This is a genomic window from Fructobacillus sp. CRL 2054 (assembly GCF_028764065.1).
GTDB lineage: Bacteria > Bacillota > Bacilli > Lactobacillales > Lactobacillaceae > Fructobacillus.
On sequence record NZ_JACOFN010000003.1, the window covers coordinates 15815 to 33669 of the forward strand.

General features: G+C 39.7%; 36 protein-coding genes. 5 read left to right on the top strand and 31 right to left on the bottom strand.

The window, feature by feature from the left end:
- Window positions 1-27 precede the first annotated feature (27 nt).
- From H7198_RS01710 to H7198_RS01840, 27 genes are all read right to left on the bottom strand, one after another.
- Window positions 28-165, bottom strand: a complete 138-nt coding sequence (locus H7198_RS01710) for a hypothetical protein (RefSeq protein ID WP_274458084.1) — start codon at window positions 163-165, stop codon at window positions 28-30.
- Window positions 166-170: 5 nt separating this feature from the next.
- Window positions 171-341 carry a hypothetical protein gene (locus H7198_RS01715; RefSeq protein WP_274458085.1) on the bottom strand — a complete coding sequence of 57 codons (171 nt, stop codon included), beginning with the start codon at window positions 339-341 and terminating at the stop codon, window positions 171-173.
- Complete coding sequence (locus H7198_RS01720; protein ID WP_274458086.1) at window positions 338-577, bottom strand: DUF3310 domain-containing protein; 240 nt, start codon at window positions 575-577, stop codon at window positions 338-340. The genes H7198_RS01715 and H7198_RS01720 overlap by 4 nt, the downstream gene beginning before the upstream one ends.
- Window positions 577-1269, bottom strand: a complete 693-nt coding sequence (gene pnuC / locus H7198_RS01725; RefSeq protein ID WP_274458087.1) for a nicotinamide riboside transporter PnuC — start codon at window positions 1267-1269, stop codon at window positions 577-579. Before pnuC ends, H7198_RS01720 begins: the two co-directional genes overlap by 1 nt.
- Window positions 1266-1445 (bottom strand): hypothetical protein, encoded by a 180-nt coding sequence (locus H7198_RS01730; RefSeq protein WP_274458088.1) that lies wholly within the window; start codon window positions 1443-1445, stop codon window positions 1266-1268. The genes pnuC and H7198_RS01730 overlap by 4 nt, the downstream gene beginning before the upstream one ends.
- A 5-nt stretch (window positions 1446-1450) precedes the next feature.
- Window positions 1451-1648 (bottom strand): helix-turn-helix domain-containing protein, encoded by a 198-nt coding sequence (locus H7198_RS01735; protein ID WP_274458089.1) that lies wholly within the window; start codon window positions 1646-1648, stop codon window positions 1451-1453.
- Between the two features lie 345 nt (window positions 1649-1993).
- Window positions 1994-3208, bottom strand: a complete 1215-nt coding sequence (locus H7198_RS01740) for a VapE domain-containing protein (protein ID WP_274458090.1) — start codon at window positions 3206-3208, stop codon at window positions 1994-1996.
- The gene (locus H7198_RS01745) at window positions 3208-3912 is read right to left on the bottom strand and encodes a bifunctional DNA primase/polymerase (RefSeq protein ID WP_274458091.1); all 705 of its coding nucleotides are present in this window, start codon (window positions 3910-3912) and stop codon (window positions 3208-3210) included. Before H7198_RS01745 ends, H7198_RS01740 begins: the two co-directional genes overlap by 1 nt.
- A complete protein-coding gene (locus H7198_RS01750; RefSeq protein ID WP_274458092.1) occupies window positions 3912-4391 on the bottom strand; it encodes a DUF669 domain-containing protein in 480 nt (159 codons plus the stop codon). The genes H7198_RS01745 and H7198_RS01750 overlap by 1 nt, the downstream gene beginning before the upstream one ends.
- Window positions 4392-4405: 14 nt before the next feature.
- Window positions 4406-5098, bottom strand: a complete 693-nt coding sequence (locus H7198_RS01755) for an AAA family ATPase (protein WP_274458093.1) — start codon at window positions 5096-5098, stop codon at window positions 4406-4408.
- Entirely contained in the window at window positions 5095-5316 is a 222-nt protein-coding gene (locus tag H7198_RS01760) for a hypothetical protein (protein WP_274458094.1), read from the bottom strand. The genes H7198_RS01755 and H7198_RS01760 overlap by 4 nt, the downstream gene beginning before the upstream one ends.
- On the bottom strand, window positions 5309-5503 hold the full coding sequence (locus tag H7198_RS01765; RefSeq protein ID WP_274458095.1) for a hypothetical protein: 195 nt from the start codon (window positions 5501-5503) through the stop codon (window positions 5309-5311). The genes H7198_RS01760 and H7198_RS01765 overlap by 8 nt, the downstream gene beginning before the upstream one ends.
- Window positions 5496-5762 (bottom strand): helix-turn-helix domain-containing protein, encoded by a 267-nt coding sequence (locus H7198_RS01770; protein WP_274458096.1) that lies wholly within the window; start codon window positions 5760-5762, stop codon window positions 5496-5498. The genes H7198_RS01765 and H7198_RS01770 overlap by 8 nt, the downstream gene beginning before the upstream one ends.
- Window positions 5752-6495 carry a PD-(D/E)XK nuclease family protein gene (locus tag H7198_RS01775; protein ID WP_274458097.1) on the bottom strand — a complete coding sequence of 248 codons (744 nt, stop codon included), beginning with the start codon at window positions 6493-6495 and terminating at the stop codon, window positions 5752-5754. Before H7198_RS01775 ends, H7198_RS01770 begins: the two co-directional genes overlap by 11 nt.
- Window positions 6492-6698, bottom strand: a complete 207-nt coding sequence (locus H7198_RS01780) for a hypothetical protein (RefSeq protein WP_274458098.1) — start codon at window positions 6696-6698, stop codon at window positions 6492-6494. The genes H7198_RS01775 and H7198_RS01780 overlap by 4 nt, the downstream gene beginning before the upstream one ends.
- Entirely contained in the window at window positions 6691-7104 is a 414-nt protein-coding gene (locus H7198_RS01785) for a YopX family protein (protein ID WP_274458099.1), read from the bottom strand. Before H7198_RS01785 ends, H7198_RS01780 begins: the two co-directional genes overlap by 8 nt.
- A complete protein-coding gene (locus H7198_RS01790) occupies window positions 7104-7529 on the bottom strand; it encodes a hypothetical protein (protein WP_274458100.1) in 426 nt (141 codons plus the stop codon). Before H7198_RS01790 ends, H7198_RS01785 begins: the two co-directional genes overlap by 1 nt.
- A gap of 2 nt (window positions 7530-7531) precedes the next feature.
- Window positions 7532-8689, bottom strand: coding sequence for a DNA helicase (locus H7198_RS01795; protein ID WP_274458101.1), 1158 nt, complete (start codon window positions 8687-8689; stop codon window positions 7532-7534).
- Window positions 8670-8969, bottom strand: a complete 300-nt coding sequence (locus tag H7198_RS01800; RefSeq protein ID WP_274458102.1) for a VRR-NUC domain-containing protein — start codon at window positions 8967-8969, stop codon at window positions 8670-8672. The genes H7198_RS01795 and H7198_RS01800 overlap by 20 nt, the downstream gene beginning before the upstream one ends.
- Window positions 8959-9270: a hypothetical protein gene (locus H7198_RS01805; RefSeq protein WP_274458104.1), complete on the bottom strand. Its 312-nt coding sequence runs from the start codon at window positions 9268-9270 to the stop codon at window positions 8959-8961. The genes H7198_RS01800 and H7198_RS01805 overlap by 11 nt, the downstream gene beginning before the upstream one ends.
- Before the next feature lie 11 nt (window positions 9271-9281).
- Complete coding sequence (locus tag H7198_RS01810; RefSeq protein ID WP_274458105.1) at window positions 9282-9533, bottom strand: hypothetical protein; 252 nt, start codon at window positions 9531-9533, stop codon at window positions 9282-9284.
- Window positions 9517-9726, bottom strand: a complete 210-nt coding sequence (locus H7198_RS01815; RefSeq protein WP_274458106.1) for a helix-turn-helix domain-containing protein — start codon at window positions 9724-9726, stop codon at window positions 9517-9519. Before H7198_RS01815 ends, H7198_RS01810 begins: the two co-directional genes overlap by 17 nt.
- Window positions 9716-9913 carry a helix-turn-helix domain-containing protein gene (locus tag H7198_RS01820; protein ID WP_274458107.1) on the bottom strand — a complete coding sequence of 66 codons (198 nt, stop codon included), beginning with the start codon at window positions 9911-9913 and terminating at the stop codon, window positions 9716-9718. The genes H7198_RS01815 and H7198_RS01820 overlap by 11 nt, the downstream gene beginning before the upstream one ends.
- Before the next feature lie 102 nt (window positions 9914-10015).
- The gene (locus tag H7198_RS01825) at window positions 10016-10384 is read right to left on the bottom strand and encodes a hypothetical protein (RefSeq protein WP_274458109.1); all 369 of its coding nucleotides are present in this window, start codon (window positions 10382-10384) and stop codon (window positions 10016-10018) included.
- 91 nt (window positions 10385-10475) lie between these two features.
- Window positions 10476-10616, bottom strand: a complete 141-nt coding sequence (locus tag H7198_RS01830; protein ID WP_274458111.1) for a hypothetical protein — start codon at window positions 10614-10616, stop codon at window positions 10476-10478.
- Window positions 10617-10676: 60 nt separating this feature from the next.
- Entirely contained in the window at window positions 10677-10883 is a 207-nt protein-coding gene (locus tag H7198_RS01835) for a hypothetical protein (protein ID WP_274458112.1), read from the bottom strand.
- Between the two features lie 14 nt (window positions 10884-10897).
- A complete protein-coding gene (locus tag H7198_RS01840) occupies window positions 10898-11122 on the bottom strand; it encodes a helix-turn-helix domain-containing protein (RefSeq protein ID WP_274458113.1) in 225 nt (74 codons plus the stop codon).
- Between the two features lie 76 nt (window positions 11123-11198).
- Between H7198_RS01840 and H7198_RS01845 the strand changes: the two genes are divergently transcribed.
- Window positions 11199-11369 carry a hypothetical protein gene (locus H7198_RS01845; RefSeq protein ID WP_274458114.1) on the top strand — a complete coding sequence of 57 codons (171 nt, stop codon included), beginning with the start codon at window positions 11199-11201 and terminating at the stop codon, window positions 11367-11369.
- Here the strand turns inward: H7198_RS01845 and H7198_RS01850 are convergent.
- Complete coding sequence (locus tag H7198_RS01850; RefSeq protein ID WP_274458115.1) at window positions 11366-11542, bottom strand: hypothetical protein; 177 nt, start codon at window positions 11540-11542, stop codon at window positions 11366-11368. The two genes, H7198_RS01845 and H7198_RS01850, sit on opposite strands and share 4 nt — an antisense overlap.
- A 258-nt stretch (window positions 11543-11800) precedes the next feature.
- Here H7198_RS01850 and H7198_RS01855 point away from each other — a divergent pair, with 258 nt between their 5' ends.
- The 4 genes from H7198_RS01855 to H7198_RS01870 all read left to right on the top strand — a co-directional run bounded on the left by H7198_RS01855 (window position 11801) and on the right by H7198_RS01870 (window position 14331).
- Window positions 11801-12148 (top strand): helix-turn-helix domain-containing protein, encoded by a 348-nt coding sequence (locus tag H7198_RS01855; protein WP_274458116.1) that lies wholly within the window; start codon window positions 11801-11803, stop codon window positions 12146-12148.
- Complete coding sequence (locus H7198_RS01860; protein WP_274458117.1) at window positions 12145-12570, top strand: ImmA/IrrE family metallo-endopeptidase; 426 nt, start codon at window positions 12145-12147, stop codon at window positions 12568-12570. Before H7198_RS01855 ends, H7198_RS01860 begins: the two co-directional genes overlap by 4 nt.
- A gap of 54 nt (window positions 12571-12624) precedes the next feature.
- Window positions 12625-13176: an Ltp family lipoprotein gene (locus H7198_RS01865; protein ID WP_274458118.1), complete on the top strand. Its 552-nt coding sequence runs from the start codon at window positions 12625-12627 to the stop codon at window positions 13174-13176.
- Between the two features lie 81 nt (window positions 13177-13257).
- Window positions 13258-14331 carry a site-specific integrase gene (locus H7198_RS01870; protein ID WP_274458119.1) on the top strand — a complete coding sequence of 358 codons (1074 nt, stop codon included), beginning with the start codon at window positions 13258-13260 and terminating at the stop codon, window positions 14329-14331.
- Window positions 14332-14555: 224 nt separating this feature from the next.
- Here H7198_RS01870 and H7198_RS01875 read toward each other — a convergent pair whose 3' ends face one another.
- The 3 genes from H7198_RS01875 to H7198_RS01885 all read right to left on the bottom strand — a co-directional run bounded on the left by H7198_RS01875 (window position 14556) and on the right by H7198_RS01885 (window position 17786).
- Entirely contained in the window at window positions 14556-15158 is a 603-nt protein-coding gene (locus tag H7198_RS01875; RefSeq protein WP_274458120.1) for an ECF transporter S component, read from the bottom strand.
- Between the two features lie 107 nt (window positions 15159-15265).
- Window positions 15266-16129: a fructosamine kinase family protein gene (locus H7198_RS01880; RefSeq protein ID WP_274458121.1), complete on the bottom strand. Its 864-nt coding sequence runs from the start codon at window positions 16127-16129 to the stop codon at window positions 15266-15268.
- Between the two features lie 226 nt (window positions 16130-16355).
- A complete protein-coding gene (locus tag H7198_RS01885; protein WP_276057296.1) occupies window positions 16356-17786 on the bottom strand; it encodes a nicotinate phosphoribosyltransferase in 1431 nt (476 codons plus the stop codon).
- Window positions 17787-17855 lie beyond the last annotated feature (69 nt).

Below are 17855 nucleotides of genomic sequence, written 5' to 3' on the forward strand. Positions count from 1 at the left end.
TCCATCCTCCTTGTCTTTGTTAGTTGTTTACCATTTGTTGAAGAAGTCATCATCGAAGTGCTTCTTTTCAAATCGCTTAAGCATTGTTGCACCAATTACAAAACCAATTAAATTGATTAAAAAGTAGGCAGCAATCAGCGCCAATACAACATATAAAATAATCATCAACATCAGTCCACTACCTCCGTTAGTCCTTTTTCTGCGATAAACTGGTCAACCTTTTGACGATTGCCAACCAGCGTTTCGCCACTTAAACGGTTTGTAATATGCCAGATACCAAGAATCGAATTGTATTCGTAAATGATATATTCACAACCATCTGTGTCTTGATATACCTTCATTCCATGTACCCCGCAATCATGTAGTCAAGATACACACGCGCTTTTTTCAAATCCGTTAGTCCACCTTTCTTCTTATAACGCAATAGATATTTCAATACATTTCCTTCGTAGTAATCAAGTCCAAATGAATTAATAATGTCAAACACTTCTAATCCATCCCCCCCAATATAACGATTCGGTTTCTTTAATTCTTCTTCAGTCTGATTAGACTGTTCAGATAATGTAAATTGACTCATTACTTACTCCAAACTGACTTAAATCGTCCATACAAAGCCGTCATTAGGTAGAATGCCATCGTTAGTAACATGGGTAAGGCACTTGCAGAATAACCATCTGTAAAAGCCGTAAACCACAGTGCGATGTTCACGAAGTCCGCCATTAGCCACAGTGAGTAGCTATCGCCATAGCCACGGAAGACATATACCGAAGCTGTTGCCCCAATAATCAAAGTCAAGGCATCCCACATAGGATTCGTGTCACCGATGTGTTGATAGATGATAAACGTCACTGCCCAAGCAGCCATCATCAAAGCAAAGGTTGCCGACCAACCAGCAACTGACAAATGCTTTACGCCGTTTTCAATACGATGTCCCCAATTCTTCCAAGTGACAATTAAGGGGATGTCAATCAGTGTCACAAAGACTAACTGATCTAGAACGCTAGCATAGTGTCCTGCCGTCCAGTTGACGTAAATGAATCCGATTGCTGACAAAAGACCAAGTACACCGTTAATCGGTTTTCCAATCATCATGTAGACCGTACATGCCGAACCAAGTAGTGTTGCCAATAATGTGACAGTTGATAGCACTGTGATTTCGTTCAATAAATAGAACATCAACTGTGCGCCTGTCATGAATGCCAACATCACAGCACCCGTTGTGTTCAATGACTTAATTTCTTCCTTAAGCCAAGCCAAATAATTCTTCATTTTTCGTTTTCCATTTCTTTTTCTATTTTTTCATTTAATTCGTGTAATCGTAGAATCGCTTTTACGGTTTGTTTCCTAGCACGGTCTTGCAGTACATTTTTAGTTAATTGCCACAACACTTGACCAGCTATAACTCCGGCTAAAGCAGCAATAAATATTTGAGTTGTTTCATTCATCGTTTTCACTCCTCGATAATTCCCATTAAGTACCAGACATGTACATCAAAGTAATTAGCTAGTGCGTGCCACATTTCAACACGCGGTTCATTTCGTCTGCATTCGATGTTTCTAATAAGTGAACCAGTCACTCCGAACACTTCTCCGAGTTCTTCTTCGGTCATGCCCTTTTCATGTCTGAGTTGACCAACACGATTTCTCACTTCTCCATATGCAGAAGTTAATTGCATTTTTTTACTCCATTTCGGTTACAGGTTACAAGTTACAAAACTTTTCGTACATATTCTGTATATATGCCCTATACCCTATATAAAATATATATATATATATATATACTTGTAACTTGTAACTATATAGGTATATCCTTACTCTCCCAACGTTTTCAGCGGTTACAAAACCGGTTACAAAACTTTTTCAATTTGTAACTTTCCCAGTCTAGAGCCTTTTTGGAATCACAAAGTTACAAAATAGAAAACTGTATTTTTATAATAAACAGTTACCTGACAAAAAGTTTTGTAACCTTTTCGGCGTTTTCGGACTTTTTGTAACTATTTCTGTAACCCACTAAAAATCTCTTTCGCTCTAGTCGCATCAACGGTTTTAGCGTTTTCATCGACCATAACTCGTTTTGCCTTACCATTTTGTTTTGTAACCTTTTCTCGATAGCCCATTGACGACAAAACATCAACGATCTTCTTATTTAAGAAACGGACCGAGTTACCCTCTAGCAAGTTTGGGTCGTTCGATGTTAAGAACTGCAAGACTTCCTTTTTCGTAAAGGACTCATTTTGCAATTCAACGAACTTCCGCACTCGGTCAACAAAATCACCATCGCTCGATAACTCTTCAATCGTTTCGGCCATAACTTCGCCAATCTGTCTGTCAAACTTACGTGATTCGCCCATTAGCTCGTCCCAGTCGTATTCGTGGACTGCTTCACCGATAATCTTTTGTGCTTCCAGTTCAGTGATTGTAGCTGGGTGTCGCTTGCGCTCGTTTTCATAAACGATAATTGGAACGATACGGCGATTACCAGTTAGGTCTTTGATGTAGCTGAAATCGTTGGTCGTTCTAGCGATAACAAATCGCCTGCGGTGTGTCTGTGAAACATAACCATAGGATGCACGAAATGTCAGTTTTGTTGATGAAACGAACTTCTTAAACTCAATGGCGGACTTACCAGACGAAACCAACATTTCATCATCATTGACCAGCAAACTACCAGACATCACTTCCAGACTGTCCTTGTCACGAAACGATGTAATCTGATCCGTGTAATACTCACCACCGATTTTCTTCAAGAATTGAGTTTTACCAGTTCCTTGACGACCAATAAAGTCTAATGTGTACTGCCAATTGACTGTGGCACCATAAGCACCAGCGACCATGTATAGCAACATCAACCGAATGGCTTCGTTAGCGTTTGAATTTCCGAAGAAAACAGTTCCAAGCGTGTCTAAACGGTGTACTCCATCCCATTTTTTCTCATAACTATCAAAGCGCTTAGCCGGTTCGTTGAACTTCTCTTCAACGGCTATCATGTTGAGTGCTTCTCGAATCTTGTTAATTGAAAACGGCTTGTCGTACTTGCGTTCCAAGTGCATCTGCAGCGTTGAGAATAGTGGGTCAGTGATTGGACCTTCTTCGACCCAGATGTTCTGAATTAGTTGGCGTTTCCGGTTAATCACTTTTCCAGAAAATTCATCCATGGCGAAATCAAGACCAGTTTTCTTAATCAATTCGGCTATTTCAACTGATTTCATTAACTACTCCATTTCTGCCATGCGTAATCGACTTTCTTGGCTAATTCTTCCTTTTTGTAAGTTGATGTGGGGGTCATCGCATCGGCTAGTAAGACCATGTGTAAAACCGTTTCTGGACTAATACCGGTCATTAGCAATAACCAGATGTAGTCTTTAATCGTGTCGTCGTGCGTGCCAACTTCGCCCCACCCGTCCTTAATCACATCAAACAATGGCTGATGTAAGAAATTAATTTCGCCATCACTGCTCATTGTCTGCTTGTGTTCAGGTTCGGTGTTTTCAATAAAGGCCAATAACTCATCCCCTGCATCGGGTAGGTCGTCCAATTCTGGTAATTCAGAATGGATAACGACATAGTTGTTTTTACTGGCCTTAATGTCCACATCATGAACTAGTCCGATTTTCTGGGTTAGTGGCTCATCTGGTTGCTTGAAGTAGGCATGATAACCACGCTTTGACTGCTCAATGTGACCACCGACAACTAATGGCGCTAATTTCTCGTAGACGTCCTTATTATCGAAATCAACAGCGAACCAATCATCACCACCACAGACAATGGCAATGTCGTAATTTGGTTTCCAATTGCGCAAGACCCATTTTTTGTCACATTCAACTGATGCAAAAGGCAAAATTGGCTTTTTGTCGACTACTGGCGTTATCCGATAGCCCTTATTTAAAACGTTAATTGCCTCTATTTTCTTCATTAGTCAATAGGGTTCTTTTCGTGAGTATAGTTGACACTAGTTCCCTCTCCAGAACCGTCCTTTTTCTCGTAAGTGCGATGAGTTACCTTTGAGAAGAACTTAAGTCCCACCATTGGCAACAATGCTTCAGCGACTTTTTCATCCCCGCGTGTAATGTCGTCCATCGTTAGAATACCGGCCATTTGTGTGGCAACAATCAACGCTTTCATACGATTAGCAGAACTGTTCAAAATGCTTTCGCGAGTATTAGCTCCGTTCTTATCTTTCAAATCAAATGTGAAAGTTTCGTTTCCACGTTGTCCATCATTTGTTTCGTAATCAACTGCTAATGATGAACCTTTCTTAAATGGATCAAAGCGTACATCAACAATTTCCATTTCATAGTTACCCTCATCAATAAGTTTGAATCCACCCTCATTCACTTGAGTATCGTTTGTTACTTCTGCAAGGCTCTTGAAAATATCGTTATAGTTCGTCATTGGTTAATCTCCTCTTAGTTCTTCTTTTCTGCTGCTTTGTTCATCAATTCTTGACGGCGCTTGAGTGCTGCTTCCTTGCGTTCCTGTCCCTCACGTTCTGGGTCAGCAACATCTTTCAAATGGTCTGGCAATTCGTCTTGTTTCCAGTAGCCACGATGCGCACGCCATTCAGCTGTATGGTCTTTGTTGATAAAAATCTCTCCGTCAATGCGACCCTTTAGCCATGAATAATTTTTCTCACGGGCATCTGACTTGATATTTCCGTCCGCATCAATGGTTGTACGAGCGATGAAAACAGTAATCAACTTGCTGTCGTCAATGGCCGTTACCAACTTCTTAAATCGACCGTTCAACTTGGCCCAACCGTTAAATGAGTTGGTCATGTCAGTAATTGACCCACCATTTGCCACGCCACGTTCGATGCCGTCTAGCATGTCTTCGATAGTGTCAACAACAATAGTCTTATAACCTGCTTTGACGATTTCGGGGATGGCATTAATCACATCTTGATAATCAAACGCTCCTCGTAGGTCAACACCATCTCGTCCCTCTTTAATGGCGTTACCGTCAAACGATAGGAAAAATGGTGTTGGAAACTTACCAACAAAAGTTGTCTTACCTGCCATAGCCTCACCAGACACAATCATCTTGGTAGGCAATGGGCTTTTTAATTGAATGTTGCCACTTGGCTTCTTAATCGTAATCATTCGTTATCCTTTCTTACTGTCTTTGATAAGCAATAGCTTTTAACTTCATCAAAATTAAAATAATCGTTTACATAAATCGTTTCATTATCGTTAATCTGGATTTTGTGATATATCCACAAAAATCTATCATCTTTTTGGAAGTCGGAAATACCATCAATATTTTTGATACTGCCATCTTTGAAAGCTAAACTTAAGCAAAATAATTCATTTTCAGACATCATCTGCTCCTAACTTCACTCTGATTAGTTCTGGTTGCTCATACGCCTTTTTCATTGAATGGAATAACTCGCTATCAATATCTGGGTTATAACCAGCCTTGAACATCTTGATTTGCAAAGCGTTTAGATCAACTGACTGCTCGACCATTCGTTTTTGGTCACGGGTTAGATAAATGTAATCAGTCATCATTTACCACCTTGTAATATTTGCCTTTGTAAACAACGTATACTGGAATACCAGAACCGAAAATAACTTCTGCTTGTTGAAACAAATCAATATCTTTCGCATCGATATTCAATTCCTTATAAATCTTGGCTTTAGTTTCAACCTTTGGCTTTCTAAGCCCACGGACATAAGCGCTAATCGAATAAATTGATAAACCAGTTTTTTCAGCTAGTTCCTTTTGGGTCATGTTAGCTTTTTTTAAAGCGTTTTTAAGTTCCACTAATCACTCCTCCAAAATAATCAAACGCCCATTTGCTACCGTCATTTACTGCCGGACAAGGTTCTGGGCTGTAAATGTAATTCACTGCCTTTTCAATCTCATCAGACATCTCATTGGCATATCGTAAAATCTCATCATGGTTCATCTTGAAGTCATAGATAAATGGTTTGTCTGGGTCTTTCTTGATGTAAATAAGGTGGGTTTCTTTCTTGTCGAACATGAAGGCATAGTAAGCGATTTGCTTTTTGTACTCTTCTTGCCGATTGTCACGGAACGAACCATACTCAATAAAACCATCAAAGTCCTTGGGTGCCACTGTCTTAAAATCAAACACTGCGTTTTCTGTTAGCATGTCTGCTCGACCGGTGGCGTCAAATTGAACACCTTGTCCCGTTTCTGCTGGTTCGTTGATTTCAACTTCAAAATCAGCCTGACCAAATCGTTCAACGTATTCATGTACACGACCGCCGATGACTTCAGCATCTGTGTAGGCTTTCTTGAATTGCCCTTTCGTTTTGCCAGCCTTACTAATCAGCAGGTCTTTGTCTTCGTCCGACATGTCTTGTGTCTTGTCACGACCTTCAGCCACGTTGTGAACGATTGTTCCGAACAGCAGTGCATCTTTGCTTCCTTCCCACCATGGATATTTACCAATGTAGTCTTGGTAAGCACGCAGTGGGTTCTTGCTAAACTTGAATGCCCGTGTGGGGGACATGTGTATCTTGTCAGTCATTGTTTAGCCTTCCTCAATTTAAATAATTTGTTAAACTCTATCAGTTGATAACTAGACATTTGTTCCTCTTTACCAGTTTTTTCTTCTAGTACATTCCATATATCAAATTTTTGATAAGAAACAATATATCGTTCGCCTTTGTTATTTTTAAAGACATTCTCTTTATACTTACTAATAGTCGGATGGGTGGGTTTTTCAGTCATCTAGCAACTCCTTGTTTTCATGAATGTTACCAACAACTTCGTAATTTACTTCCGGTTCACCTTCTGAATTAACTTTAAATTCACCTTCTGAAAATGCCATTTCTGGTCTGTCTGTACCTGTGTCACAGAATCCATCAAGGGTAAAATAATAGTTTTCATAAACTACCTTACCGACAGTAACTTTTGAAAATCCGTAAACCTTAACAATGTCCCCTTCATAGATTTCTTTGCCGTTCTTGTCGTACAGGCCTGTGAATTGCTCTAAATCCCATTCACTTTCGACTTCGCCAATAATTTCATCAGAATCAACAATACATTCTGCACCGTTTGTGCCAAAATCAATCGTTTTAGCAAAAACCATTTCTTTAGCGAATCTGTCCCACGCCCTAAACTTAATATCTCGCATCAATCCACCTCTTCCTTGTCGTAATAATCAGGGTTGTATCCCCATTCTCGGATTTCAGTTTCGGTAAGTGGAGTCACTCTGTTATAACTGGCTTCAACCGAATCATATTTGTTCATATTCAAATGCAACCTAATGTCACAGTTATCTTTCTTCTTACTTCTCCAGAAATATTTCTTCTCTTTCTCAACGTACTTGTCTTTAGCCTCTTCACGAGTAAGTGGGTTAGCAATCGCAATTGCTTTTTCGTAGTTATCAACAATAACTCCAAAATCACAAGTATCTTCCTCGAGAATTTCATAAAGGCTTTCAGAAGAATTAGAACCGCCATCTAACAAACCAAAATCAACATCTTCTTGTAGTAGCAATTTGTCATAAGCAATGACAATCTTCTGGTACTGTTCTTCTGTAAAAATCTTCTTTTTCATAATTAGTCCTCAAACATTTCTGCGTTAAAATCTTGTTTCTGTTCTAGTGATGACCATAATGCATCATCAATTGTTCCATGAACGACTAAATAGTCCCGGGTGATTTTGCTGTCTTGCCCGATACGGTAGTTTCGATATTTCGACTGGTCAAAGTCGATAAAACTGTCAGGTAACGACCACCAGATGGCGTGCTTGTATTCGTTCAACGTCATCCCGGAACCAGCCGTTGATTGGATCAAGATAAAGTCGCCTCGGTCGTTAAATTTGTGACCGTTAACGTGACCAACTTCATATCCTTTTAACGCATTGTCTAACAGTTGAAGTTCCGTGTCATAGGTGTAGAAGATAAGGCACTTGTCTTGACCGTATTCTTCCTTAACGCTGTCCAACCATTCGAGCTTGGCCTTATTGTTCTGGTTTTGACGTTGATAGATACGCCGGGCAGTCGGATTAGCAAAGATAATCTTGTCGTCTTTTTTGTAGGACATCTTTGTCTTTTTATACTCACGGTCTGCTTTTAACGAGATAACGTGTTCGTTGACATCTGGCAGTTCAGTAATGTCATCAAGCGTGACGACATCAGACGTGATGGACTTAAACCACTTTGTCAGGTTTTCTGTATTCTTTCCGACTTTCCAAATGGGAAACTTTGACCAACCTGGGTGTTCAGCGACCTTGTACAAGTCCTTGAACTGCTTCTTAGTTGGCACATGACCGAAGTACAAAGCGTACATTTCCAAGTCGTCTAACTTTCCATTTGTTGGTGTCCCCGATAGGAAAACAAAACCAGCACAGCACTTGATCAGTGTTCGCAACTTTTCAGACCGACCAGAGCCGTTCTTAAACTTGTGGGCCTCATCGATAATTAAGACCTTACCGACAACATCGGAATTGTTTAGTTTCTTAACGCCATCAGTCGTGATGACCTGCATGTCATTCTTAAAGCCAACCAGTTCAGAGTCTTTCTCCCACGACTTAGCCTTCACAACCTGCCGTGGTGCAATCACAATCACGTCTGACAATGGGAAGTGTTTCATTACATGGGATAAACCAACAACGGTCTTTCCTGTTCCCATTTTCATGACGTAATAATAATTTGGTTGTGACTTAGCGACCTGCTTGGCCTGGGCTTCATAGAGGCTAAAAGAGTTTTTCGACATCTTCGATAACCTCCAAGAAATCAGTAAAGCTATCAACCACGTACCAAAGTCCGTTATTGCGCTTAATTTGCGCACCAACCGCTTTCTGTTCGGCAGATACCGTGCCTTGTCCGTCTGGTCGCTTAATCTCCAACCCTAAGAACTTTCCGTGCTTATCCATCGTGATGATATCTGGCGTTCCAATGTCAGTTCCGGGGCCCGCTTGGGTCTTGTTTACAAAGTAGTCATTTCGGCGAAGATAAGTCGTGATTTGTGACTGTAATCGTTGTTCAGGCTTCATCGATACCCTCACTTGAAAACATCATTTGTTCATATTTTTTTGATGCCTCTTTCCTAAGCTGTGGATTTCCCGCCCACTCCTTAAACTCATCAAAGCTATTCCATTTAAATTCTGGATTTCGACTCAATTCTCTGTCGGCCCAATCTTGCATTGTTTGAACTAAAATAGTCCCCATAATGTGCTGATTCTTATCTTCTTTTGGCGAATATGTTTTGCCATAAATAATTTTTTCGTTTTGTTTTGCGGTAAAATCAAATTTATTCTTAGAATTTCTCTTATAAGTAATTTCAATCTTATTCATTTTTAGCACCTCTACTTTTTCATGTTGCTAACGAAAGATTGCATATATGCTTCTTGCTCTTTGAGTATGTGGGTAACAAAATGGCTCATATACAATTCTTGTTCTTGTTGCATTGTTGTAACAAAATTACCCATATAAATTTCTTGTTCTTGTTGCATTGTTGTAACAAAATTACCCATATAAATTTCTTGTAATGATGCCATGTTGCTGATAAAGTGGCCCATATAACGATTTATCTCTTGTAATTCAGCTAATCGGTTCATCCGTCCACCCCACTAGGTATTGCGGTGTCACATTGAAGAACTTTGCTAGTGCTTCCCATGTGACAAGTTTCGGCTCTCGTTTTCCACGTTCGTAATTGGATAATGTATTACTTGGAATTCCTGTTTTTTCAGAAACATCAATTAGCTTCAGCCCATCATCTATTCGTAAAATTCTCAATCTATTACCGTTCATCGCTGTACCCCACTAAGTAATCAATTGAAACGTTGAAGTAAGTAGCCATCTTTTTGAGATTGCTAATGTTCGGTTCTAATCCACCTGTTTCATACCGTGAAATTACGCTGTGAGAAAAACTAATTTGTTCGGCTAACTCAATTTGCGACACACCTTTTTCTTTTCTTAGTTCAGCTAATCGTTTCATCATCTACCTCTTCGTCATACACAGACGACTGGTCGATATATCCAAGCCCTCGTTTGTTGAACTCGTCTTGATCAGTGACCATGTGATTTTCAATGTTAGGCATTATTTAATCCTTTCTAGCGTGTTACGGATTTCCCGAGACGCCTTTACTAGGTTGTCGACATCTTCCCCACGTTCTGCTGCCTCATATATCATTTGTGCCATCTGACGGTAAATCTTCTTCTTGTAGTCCTTAGCGTCCCTAATCGCTTCACGATTTGTCATGAACTCGCCATAGTCTAAGAAACGAACTGTTTGGTTAGTTTCTTCGTCGATATTTTCAAGCTTAGTTAATCGACCTTGTTTTAAATCACGGCTGATATAAGCCTTTACCGAATCAATATTTACGCCAGTTTTTTCGCTGATAGTCTTATTGTCAGCAGTAGGATTATTACGAATAAAATCTCTAACTTTATCAATTTGTGTTGCCATATTGTCTCTCTGCTTTCTGTCCAACCATCAGCGATGGCCTCGTGCTATAATAGAGACATCAAATTCTGTCAGGAATTATTGATGTCACAGCTCACTTTACGAAGTGGGCTTTTTCTTTTTGCAATAAGTCGTGTAAATCGTTGTCTACAACGTTTCGTGTAATATCGTTGTGGGTATAAGTTGGCTTCATTGCCTTACTAATGAACAAAGTCAAACCAATACCAACTGCCAACAAACAACCCCCTACGACAACATCATTCCAAAATATTAAGTTTTCCATTGTTATCCTTTCTTATGCATAGCGATTCGCTTTTTTAAAGAAGTAATTTTGCAACGCTAGTCCGTCCCATTTAGGGTGTGTTTTGCTATCCATCACTGGATTCGGAAAGTCACGCCTATTCTTGTAGTATTTTCGAAAAGTGGCGTAAGACTTAATACCCAACTCGTCCATGATGTCTTTTTGCGAATACCACTTCGTTTGGTCAAAATGTCTTCCCATTTACGTCTCCTTTCTTAAAACCAGTTTTCGCCTTCGTAACCAGTGAACTCGAACAACTTTTGCAAATTATCATGGGCTGACTTGCCACTTGCTAATCCATTTAAAAGCTGACGAATGTATGATGTTGATGAACCAATGACTGGCGCCAACATAGCTTGCTTAATGCCCTTCTTTTTAAGGTAGAATTGAAACTTAAAACGTTCTTCTTCAAGAACCTGCTTAGCTTCTTTTACTGACATGGAGACCTCCTTTCTATATTTTTGTTATCCTTTAATTACTGACTCATTTGTCTAGTAAATTGAAAGGAGAGTTATTATGACCAACGAACAACGTGCCCATGAAATGGCTATCGCATATGCGAAAACATTCTTAGAGCAATCATCACGACGTTCAGATCTATCTGATATATCAGCTTTGAATTACTTTTCAGAAAAGTATGAAATCGCTTACCCTGAGTTTCTATCAGTTCTTGAACATGATGACTAAATAAAATCGGACAATTTTTTGTCTTCGATACTAGGCTTAACTAATTTTGAAAGCATATCTGTGACGATCTCTGCTTCCAAAACAGTTAAGTCTTTTTTTGACAGTTGAAGCGCCAATTCGTTAACGATCGGTTCTAACTTTTGCTTCTTTTCCCTAAAATCTGAAATTTTCATCCTTCTCCCCTCCTTTCGATAACAAATGTTTGTAAGTTTTACTTTACTTGTATAAAAACTTATACTATAATGACAAAGTAAAAGCATAACAAAAGACCTGTTATAACCTTTAGTAGCCCGCCAAGACACTTTAGTTTTAACTGTTTTTTGTTTGCGTAATTAACTTACAAGAAGAAGTATAGTATAGGAATTTATACAAGTCAACACTTTTTATTTATTTTCTATACTTTTTCTTGTTTTCCAGGTAGGTATCCTTATATGACACTATTAGAAAACACAAAAAAGGTTGCTAAATTAAGGGGAAGATCCTTAAGCAACGTTGCACTTCAAGCAGGTTTGAGTGAAAAGGCTATATATCTTTGGGATAAAAATAGCCCAAGGTCAGAAACTCTACAGAAAGTTGCCGACGTATTAGATGTATCAACCGATTACTTACTGGGTCGTACCAATCAAATGAACAGTTACAGTTCAAAAGACAAGGCGACTGACCTTGAAAACACAACTATTTTGGCATTCGATGGTAAGCCTATTGATGAAGAAGACCGCCAAAAGTTACTCCAGTACGCACGATTCATCATGCAAGAACGTGAGCGGGAGGGACGATGATCGATAATTATTTTAAAGAGTTTGTTTTAGATGAAGAGATTCAAGAAACCTTACAAAACATAGCGACAAAAAACGGGATTAAGATTATTGATGTTGATGATGTTAAAAGTAATGTCCCAGACACGACCTGGCCTTCCATCAAAGCAATCATGATGAATTTTAACTTTTCTACCAAAGTTTCATATAATTTTCGCCTTGCCCATGAATTGAGTCACCTTCTATATGGTGATACATCACTGCAAGATGTTTACCGATTTTGCGAGTTTGGAAAACGTGGAGAAGAATTATTAGCCCACAAGAATGCTGTTAAAATGTTAATGAAGATCAAGCAACCAACTAGTGTTGAAACTTTCATGAATTTTTATGATGTACCATCATGGTTAGAAGAATATGTAGAGGCTGAATACAGCCTGTTAAGTTAAACGCTAAGTTACGTGCAGGACGGAACCACGTTAAAAGCTGATAGGAGAAGTATTGTGAAAGACAATAAAGGAAAAGAAAAGAAACCATTTTACAAAAAAGTATGGGTCTGGATTGTGGCTGTTATTATTGTGGTAATTGGAGTAAGTGCTTCAAGCAGTAGTGACGATAATGATGAAAAAAGTAATAAAGATAAAACTTCAAAAACTTCAAAATCTTCATCAACTTCAAAAGCATCAGATTCATCAGACACTTCTAGTTCTTCTAGTTCTTCTAGTTCTTCAAAATCTAGTTCAAAAGTTACGGCCCAACAAAAAGCCGCCCTGGGTAGTGCAAAAACGTACAGTAACTCAATGCACATGTCTAAGCAAGGTATTTATGATCAATTAACTTCTGATGATGGTGATAAATTCTCTGCTGCTGATGCTCAATATGCAGTTGACAATTTAAAAGCAGACTATAACAAAAATGCTCTTGAATCAGCTGAGTCTTATCAAAAAGACCAGGACATGTCTGTAGCGGACATTAAAGACCAACTAACTTCAAACGATGGAGAAAAGTTTACCGAATCAGAAGCGCAATATGCTATTGATCATTTAAGTAAGTAAACAAACGCCCTTTCGGGCATACATAACAATGATTAAGCCCTAGGCTTTTTTATTTGTTCCAATTTTAGGAAAGGAACAATTATGGCGAGTATTTTTAAACGAAAAGGCGCTAAAACTTGGACTGCTTCCGTCCTATTAAACGTTGATGGAAAACGTAAAACAAAACAGAAAAATGGCTTTGTAACTAAAGCAGAAGCAAACGAGTGGGTTGCCAAAGTTGAGTATGAAAAATCACTAGGAAAACTAGGCAAGTCAAACAATCTCTTTATTGACGAGATGAAAAAGTGGTATCAGATATTTAAAGAGCCAAAAGTATCAAGAGAAACGAACGTTTGGTATCGCAACGCCATTCGTATTGCCGAAGAAAAGTGGTCATCTAAAAAAGTGAATGATATTTCGGCTGCCGACTTTCAAATGCTTATCAATGATTATTCGCAAGAACATGTTCAATCATCAGCAAATCGAGTAAAAACCATCATCACTGCTTTTGTCAGATACGCAGTCGACGAGGAAATCATTAACAGAGATTTCACCAAAAGCGTGTACGTTGTCGCTAAAAAGACAGGCAAGAAACCTATTGACAAGTTTCTTGAGGACGATGAACTCAAAAAATTAATGAAACGGGCAAAAAAATCAAATGACTTATCGGCTCACATGATCATCACTCAATTAATGACAGGAATGCGTTATGCCGAGACAGCCGGATTAACACCAAACGATGTTGACTTGGAAAATAAAACAATCAGTATTAATAAAAACTGGGACTTGGTAACTAAAGACTTCAAACCAACAAAAACCCCATCATCAAATCGAGTCATTACCATTTCCGAAGAATTGGCTAACCTGTTTAAAGAATGGGGTTTTGGAAAATATTTTGTTTTTGAAGGACGCAACGGACTACCCTTAACGACAAACGGTCTTAATAAGTCGCTAAAATGTTTTTTGCAGAAAGATGGCTCAAAGGTCATAACATCTCACGGGCTTCGTCATACGCACGCTAGCTATCTTTTATCGCATGATGTATCTGTTCAATATGTAAGCGAGCGATTGGGTCATGCCAACGTCAATATCACACTTGAAATATACGCTCACCTCTTTCAGAACAAAAGAGAGGCAGAAGATAAAAAAGCTCAAGCATTAATTAATAAATTATGATGCACGACTTTTGCACGACTTTTTAGGAAAAACAGTGATAAAACGTGACAATACGTTTCAAAACATAACACAAAAACAGTTGATAAAAGTCGCTTGTAACAGCTTTATATCAACCATTCCAGCTTTTAACCTCTGTATAACAGCATTCTTTAATTTTATGCGTTAATGCAGGGCAGGTGCATCAATACAAAACAAAAAGTCAGCCCAGCAGGCTGACTTTTTCTTTAGTTAAATTTAGGTAGTCGTTTCAAAAGAATACGACCGATTGCCGCCACTAAGATACCGTTAATCACTACTTCAAAAATAAAGTTAAAGGCCAAAATGCCAATTAACCAAAAGAACAAGTTTTCCTTTGGAATACCGTACCCGTTGTATGGCATCACAGTTAGAGATACCCAAGTCAATAAAATAACCATTGAAGTGTTAATAAAAGCTGCCAAGCTCCCCATTGAAAAAAGGAACCAAACCGGCTTTTCTTGATCAACAAAGCAACGCTTAGCAATGTAACCAATAACAACACCGACTAGTAAGCGAGGGATAAAGGCAACGAAGGGGTTCGAGAATAGCAAGGCCCCAAAGGTTCCTGGATGCAGCATGGCCTTAATCCATGAGTAACCTGCCCAGAAAAAGGCAACGACAAAGCCGGATTTTGGTCCCAGCGTAATTCCAGCAAGCGCAGCAGTTGCTGGTAAAATAACGGCTGAAGCGCCTACCACAACGGCTCCCAAAGGTACGTAACCAAGGAATGGCACAACTGATTGTAGAAGAATAATGGCCACAAACATCGTTGTCGCCACAAAAAGTTGATTTTTCTGCTTTGATTTCATAATTAACTCTCCTAACGCTAATGTTAAGAGTATAGCGATAAGAAAAAAAGCTGTCAACCAAAATCAATTTCTTTGGTTACTGTCAGCTTTTTGATTTCCCAATTAAATTAGAACTGCAAGAGCAATCGGTTCAAACGTGGTGCGTAAATATCACCAAAGCGAACAAAGTGCATCAAGATGTAGTAAAACTCATACCACTTGAAACGGTCCTCATAACCCTCATCGAGTGGATAGGCATTTTCATAGCCTTCGTAGAATTTCTTGTTAAATCCTGGGAAGACTTTGGTAATGGCAATATCGTACTCACGGTCACCGTAAAAGGCGTTCGGATCAATAAAGACGGGTTGACCCTGTTCATCGAACATGAAGTTACCAGCCCAAAGGTCACCGTGCAAGAGCGAAGGCTTCACATTCTTGACGTGTTCATCATTCAAAATGGCTTTCTTCAAGTTGTCAAAGTGATCACCACGTTGCGTCAACCAAAAGCCCTTCTTAATGGCCTGTTCCATTAATGGCTCTAAACGCTGATGAACAAAGAATTGACCCCATGAATCATTCCAAGTGTTGTCCTTTGGCACAAAGTCATATTCGTTTGATAAATCGAAGCCAAATTGACTCGATGTTGTTTGGTGCAAGACGGCCAATGCTCGACCGAGGTCGCCCTGGTTAGCAGGGCCAGATGGGACCCATGACAAAAGTAGGTAAGCAAAGCCCTGGCACTCCCCTTGCTTAATTACTTTTGGCACCGTCACATGCTTGCCTAGAGCCTTTAAAGATGCCACTTCTGAATCAAAGAAGTGCTTATCGTGATTAGGTTGAACCTTCAAAAAGTACCGGTCATTACCAGAGTACAAGGAATAGGCCAAGTTCACATCGCCACCGGAAACTGGCTTTAAATCGTGTGGATTCTGCAAATTTAAACGCGTTAAAAAGTCAGGTCCAATCAAATTAGCTTTTGCTGAAGACAGCATAAAGTACCTCCTAAAATAAATAAAAAACAGCCTTCGTTAGTAAACGAAAGCTGTTTTTGAGCAAATAAGGGCCTTAGGTAAGACAAGTTCATCAAGAATTGATTGCACGGTTAGTCGATACATAAGGCCTCTTTTCTTTAATTCCACTGTACCACAGAAAATACTAGATAGGGAATATTTTCAACAAAAAAGGTTAACTAAGTATCCTAGTTAACCTTTCAACAACTTAACCGTTTTCACGACCAAGGCTATTCTTTTCTTTTAATGGTTCTGCCGCTCGCTTCAAAATATCATCGGCTGATACCGGCGTAATCACACCATTTTCATAAACGGTCTGCAAGAGGTCTTTCCCCTCTTTATGCTGTGGTACAGTCTGTAACTGTCCACTGCTATCAACAATGACTTTCAACAAACCAGCCTTTGAAGCCTTCGTTGGGTCTGTCTTAGGCTGCTTCTTGATATCCAGGTCTTCTCCTTCAATCGTGTGCGCATAGGCCGCCTTAATGGCAAAGCGTTCCGTATCACGGGTGAAGCCTTCCTGAAGGAGTCCACCACCAGAACCAACAACGAGGTTATCCGTTGACCATCCTCGTTCAATCAAGGCTTCGTACAACTTAATGATGGTGTTGGCCTTCATACCATCTCCTTGAATCAAACCAACGTTATGCTTCAAGACCTTGTAGCCCTTATCATTCACATCCGTTCCAAAGATTTCGGCCAAAATATCCAAAACCGCCAGGTCCATGGTGATTGGATCACCGGAATCAGGACGGAGAACAACCCGGCCTTCACGATTCTTGATTCGTTCCACCATCTGTTCGGAACCCACAACGTGGCGAACAAAGTTAAAAGTATCGTAGGAATCAATCACAATTGAAAGAGGCGCATCGTCTGGGGTACGATCCAGCTGGGCGTTCAAGTAATCGAACTCACCCTGTCCTGATCCATAGGAAGTGGCCACGGAGTGCTCCGTCGCCCAGATGGACAAGGCCCGTCCCTCTTTACCATAAACCTTAGCAAAGTAGTTTGAGGCAGCCAGATTATCAGAACCGCGGAAATGCAAGAGATGGGCTGCTCCTCCACGCTCACCAGATTCAAGTGATGTTGCACCGCGCAATCCAAAGTCATTGACCATCAATGGCAGCATCTCAACGGTGCCAGTCTTTTCAACCAGTGGTAACAAGCGCTTCTTAATGTACAAAGAGTTGGTGGCAATGGTTGTAGGATACCAAACGTGCATGAGCATGACTTCTAGGGCATTCAATGACGTGGCAAACCATTCTTCCGTTGATTCGATGGTAAAGAGTGCTGTACCAGTTGGTACCTCCAATCCTTCAGGCAAGGCCTTAACCTTCACTGGGAAATAGCCAAGGTCACGAACCTTTTCCCAAACGGAACGGTTAAAGTATTCCTTTGTTCCAAAAGTTTCTTCTGAGACTTTTTCAGCCTCATCAATCATTTCGGTCGTAATCTTTGTCTGAAAGTAGTCGTGTAAAATCATTGACATTCCAAACCATGAAACCGTTGGGTACTTTCCACCAACACGGGCTTCCCCGTATGAATAAAGCTTGTTAATGTTTTGTGGATATTGCAAGTGGTGGGTTAACTTGTAAGCATCAGTTGCCAAAATCAAGTTCATCAGAATGTTCCTCTTCATCTTCTGCCGAGTATTTCAAGAACTAAAACGATTACATCGCCTTCAATAGTCCTTGCTAAAACATTGTTT

Bases quoted from the DNA above. Each gene is read 5' to 3' on its own strand.
- H7198_RS01710 (WP_274458084.1), bottom strand. From the start codon at position 165: ATGATTATTTTATATGTTGTATTGGCGCTGATTGCTGCCTACTTTTTA.
- H7198_RS01715 (WP_274458085.1), bottom strand. From the start codon at position 341: ATGAAGGTATATCAAGACACAGATGGTTGTGAATATATCATTTACGAA.
- H7198_RS01720 (WP_274458086.1), bottom strand. From the start codon at position 577: ATGAGTCAATTTACATTATCTGAACAGTCTAATCAGACTGAAGAAGAA.
- pnuC (WP_274458087.1), bottom strand. From the start codon at position 1,269: ATGAAGAATTATTTGGCTTGGCTTAAGGAAGAAATTAAGTCATTGAAC.
- H7198_RS01730 (WP_274458088.1), bottom strand. From the start codon at position 1,445: ATGAATGAAACAACTCAAATATTTATTGCTGCTTTAGCCGGAGTTATA.
- H7198_RS01740 (WP_274458090.1), bottom strand. From the start codon at position 3,208: ATGAAATCAGTTGAAATAGCCGAATTGATTAAGAAAACTGGTCTTGAT.
- H7198_RS01745 (WP_274458091.1), bottom strand. From the start codon at position 3,912: ATGAAGAAAATAGAGGCAATTAACGTTTTAAATAAGGGCTATCGGATA.
- H7198_RS01750 (WP_274458092.1), bottom strand. From the start codon at position 4,391: ATGACGAACTATAACGATATTTTCAAGAGCCTTGCAGAAGTAACAAAC.
- H7198_RS01755 (WP_274458093.1), bottom strand. From the start codon at position 5,098: ATGATTACGATTAAGAAGCCAAGTGGCAACATTCAATTAAAAAGCCCA.
- H7198_RS01760 (WP_274458094.1), bottom strand. From the start codon at position 5,316: ATGTCTGAAAATGAATTATTTTGCTTAAGTTTAGCTTTCAAAGATGGC.
- H7198_RS01765 (WP_274458095.1), bottom strand. From the start codon at position 5,503: ATGACTGATTACATTTATCTAACCCGTGACCAAAAACGAATGGTCGAG.
- H7198_RS01775 (WP_274458097.1), bottom strand. From the start codon at position 6,495: ATGACTGACAAGATACACATGTCCCCCACACGGGCATTCAAGTTTAGC.
- H7198_RS01780 (WP_274458098.1), bottom strand. From the start codon at position 6,698: ATGACTGAAAAACCCACCCATCCGACTATTAGTAAGTATAAAGAGAAT.
- H7198_RS01785 (WP_274458099.1), bottom strand. From the start codon at position 7,104: ATGCGAGATATTAAGTTTAGGGCGTGGGACAGATTCGCTAAAGAAATG.
- H7198_RS01790 (WP_274458100.1), bottom strand. From the start codon at position 7,529: ATGAAAAAGAAGATTTTTACAGAAGAACAGTACCAGAAGATTGTCATT.
- H7198_RS01795 (WP_274458101.1), bottom strand. From the start codon at position 8,689: ATGTCGAAAAACTCTTTTAGCCTCTATGAAGCCCAGGCCAAGCAGGTC.
- H7198_RS01800 (WP_274458102.1), bottom strand. From the start codon at position 8,969: ATGAAGCCTGAACAACGATTACAGTCACAAATCACGACTTATCTTCGC.
- H7198_RS01805 (WP_274458104.1), bottom strand. From the start codon at position 9,270: ATGAATAAGATTGAAATTACTTATAAGAGAAATTCTAAGAATAAATTT.
- H7198_RS01810 (WP_274458105.1), bottom strand. From the start codon at position 9,533: ATGAACCGATTAGCTGAATTACAAGAGATAAATCGTTATATGGGCCAC.
- H7198_RS01815 (WP_274458106.1), bottom strand. From the start codon at position 9,726: ATGAACGGTAATAGATTGAGAATTTTACGAATAGATGATGGGCTGAAG.
- H7198_RS01820 (WP_274458107.1), bottom strand. From the start codon at position 9,913: ATGAAACGATTAGCTGAACTAAGAAAAGAAAAAGGTGTGTCGCAAATT.
- H7198_RS01825 (WP_274458109.1), bottom strand. From the start codon at position 10,384: ATGGCAACACAAATTGATAAAGTTAGAGATTTTATTCGTAATAATCCT.
- H7198_RS01835 (WP_274458112.1), bottom strand. From the start codon at position 10,883: ATGGGAAGACATTTTGACCAAACGAAGTGGTATTCGCAAAAAGACATC.
- H7198_RS01840 (WP_274458113.1), bottom strand. From the start codon at position 11,122: ATGTCAGTAAAAGAAGCTAAGCAGGTTCTTGAAGAAGAACGTTTTAAG.
- H7198_RS01845 (WP_274458114.1), top strand. From the start codon at position 11,199: ATGACCAACGAACAACGTGCCCATGAAATGGCTATCGCATATGCGAAA.
- H7198_RS01850 (WP_274458115.1), bottom strand. From the start codon at position 11,542: ATGAAAATTTCAGATTTTAGGGAAAAGAAGCAAAAGTTAGAACCGATC.
- H7198_RS01855 (WP_274458116.1), top strand. From the start codon at position 11,801: ATGACACTATTAGAAAACACAAAAAAGGTTGCTAAATTAAGGGGAAGA.
- H7198_RS01860 (WP_274458117.1), top strand. From the start codon at position 12,145: ATGATCGATAATTATTTTAAAGAGTTTGTTTTAGATGAAGAGATTCAA.
- H7198_RS01870 (WP_274458119.1), top strand. From the start codon at position 13,258: ATGGCGAGTATTTTTAAACGAAAAGGCGCTAAAACTTGGACTGCTTCC.
- H7198_RS01875 (WP_274458120.1), bottom strand. From the start codon at position 15,158: ATGAAATCAAAGCAGAAAAATCAACTTTTTGTGGCGACAACGATGTTT.
- H7198_RS01880 (WP_274458121.1), bottom strand. From the start codon at position 16,129: ATGCTGTCTTCAGCAAAAGCTAATTTGATTGGACCTGACTTTTTAACG.
- H7198_RS01885 (WP_276057296.1), bottom strand. From the start codon at position 17,786: ATGAAGAGGAACATTCTGATGAACTTGATTTTGGCAACTGATGCTTAC.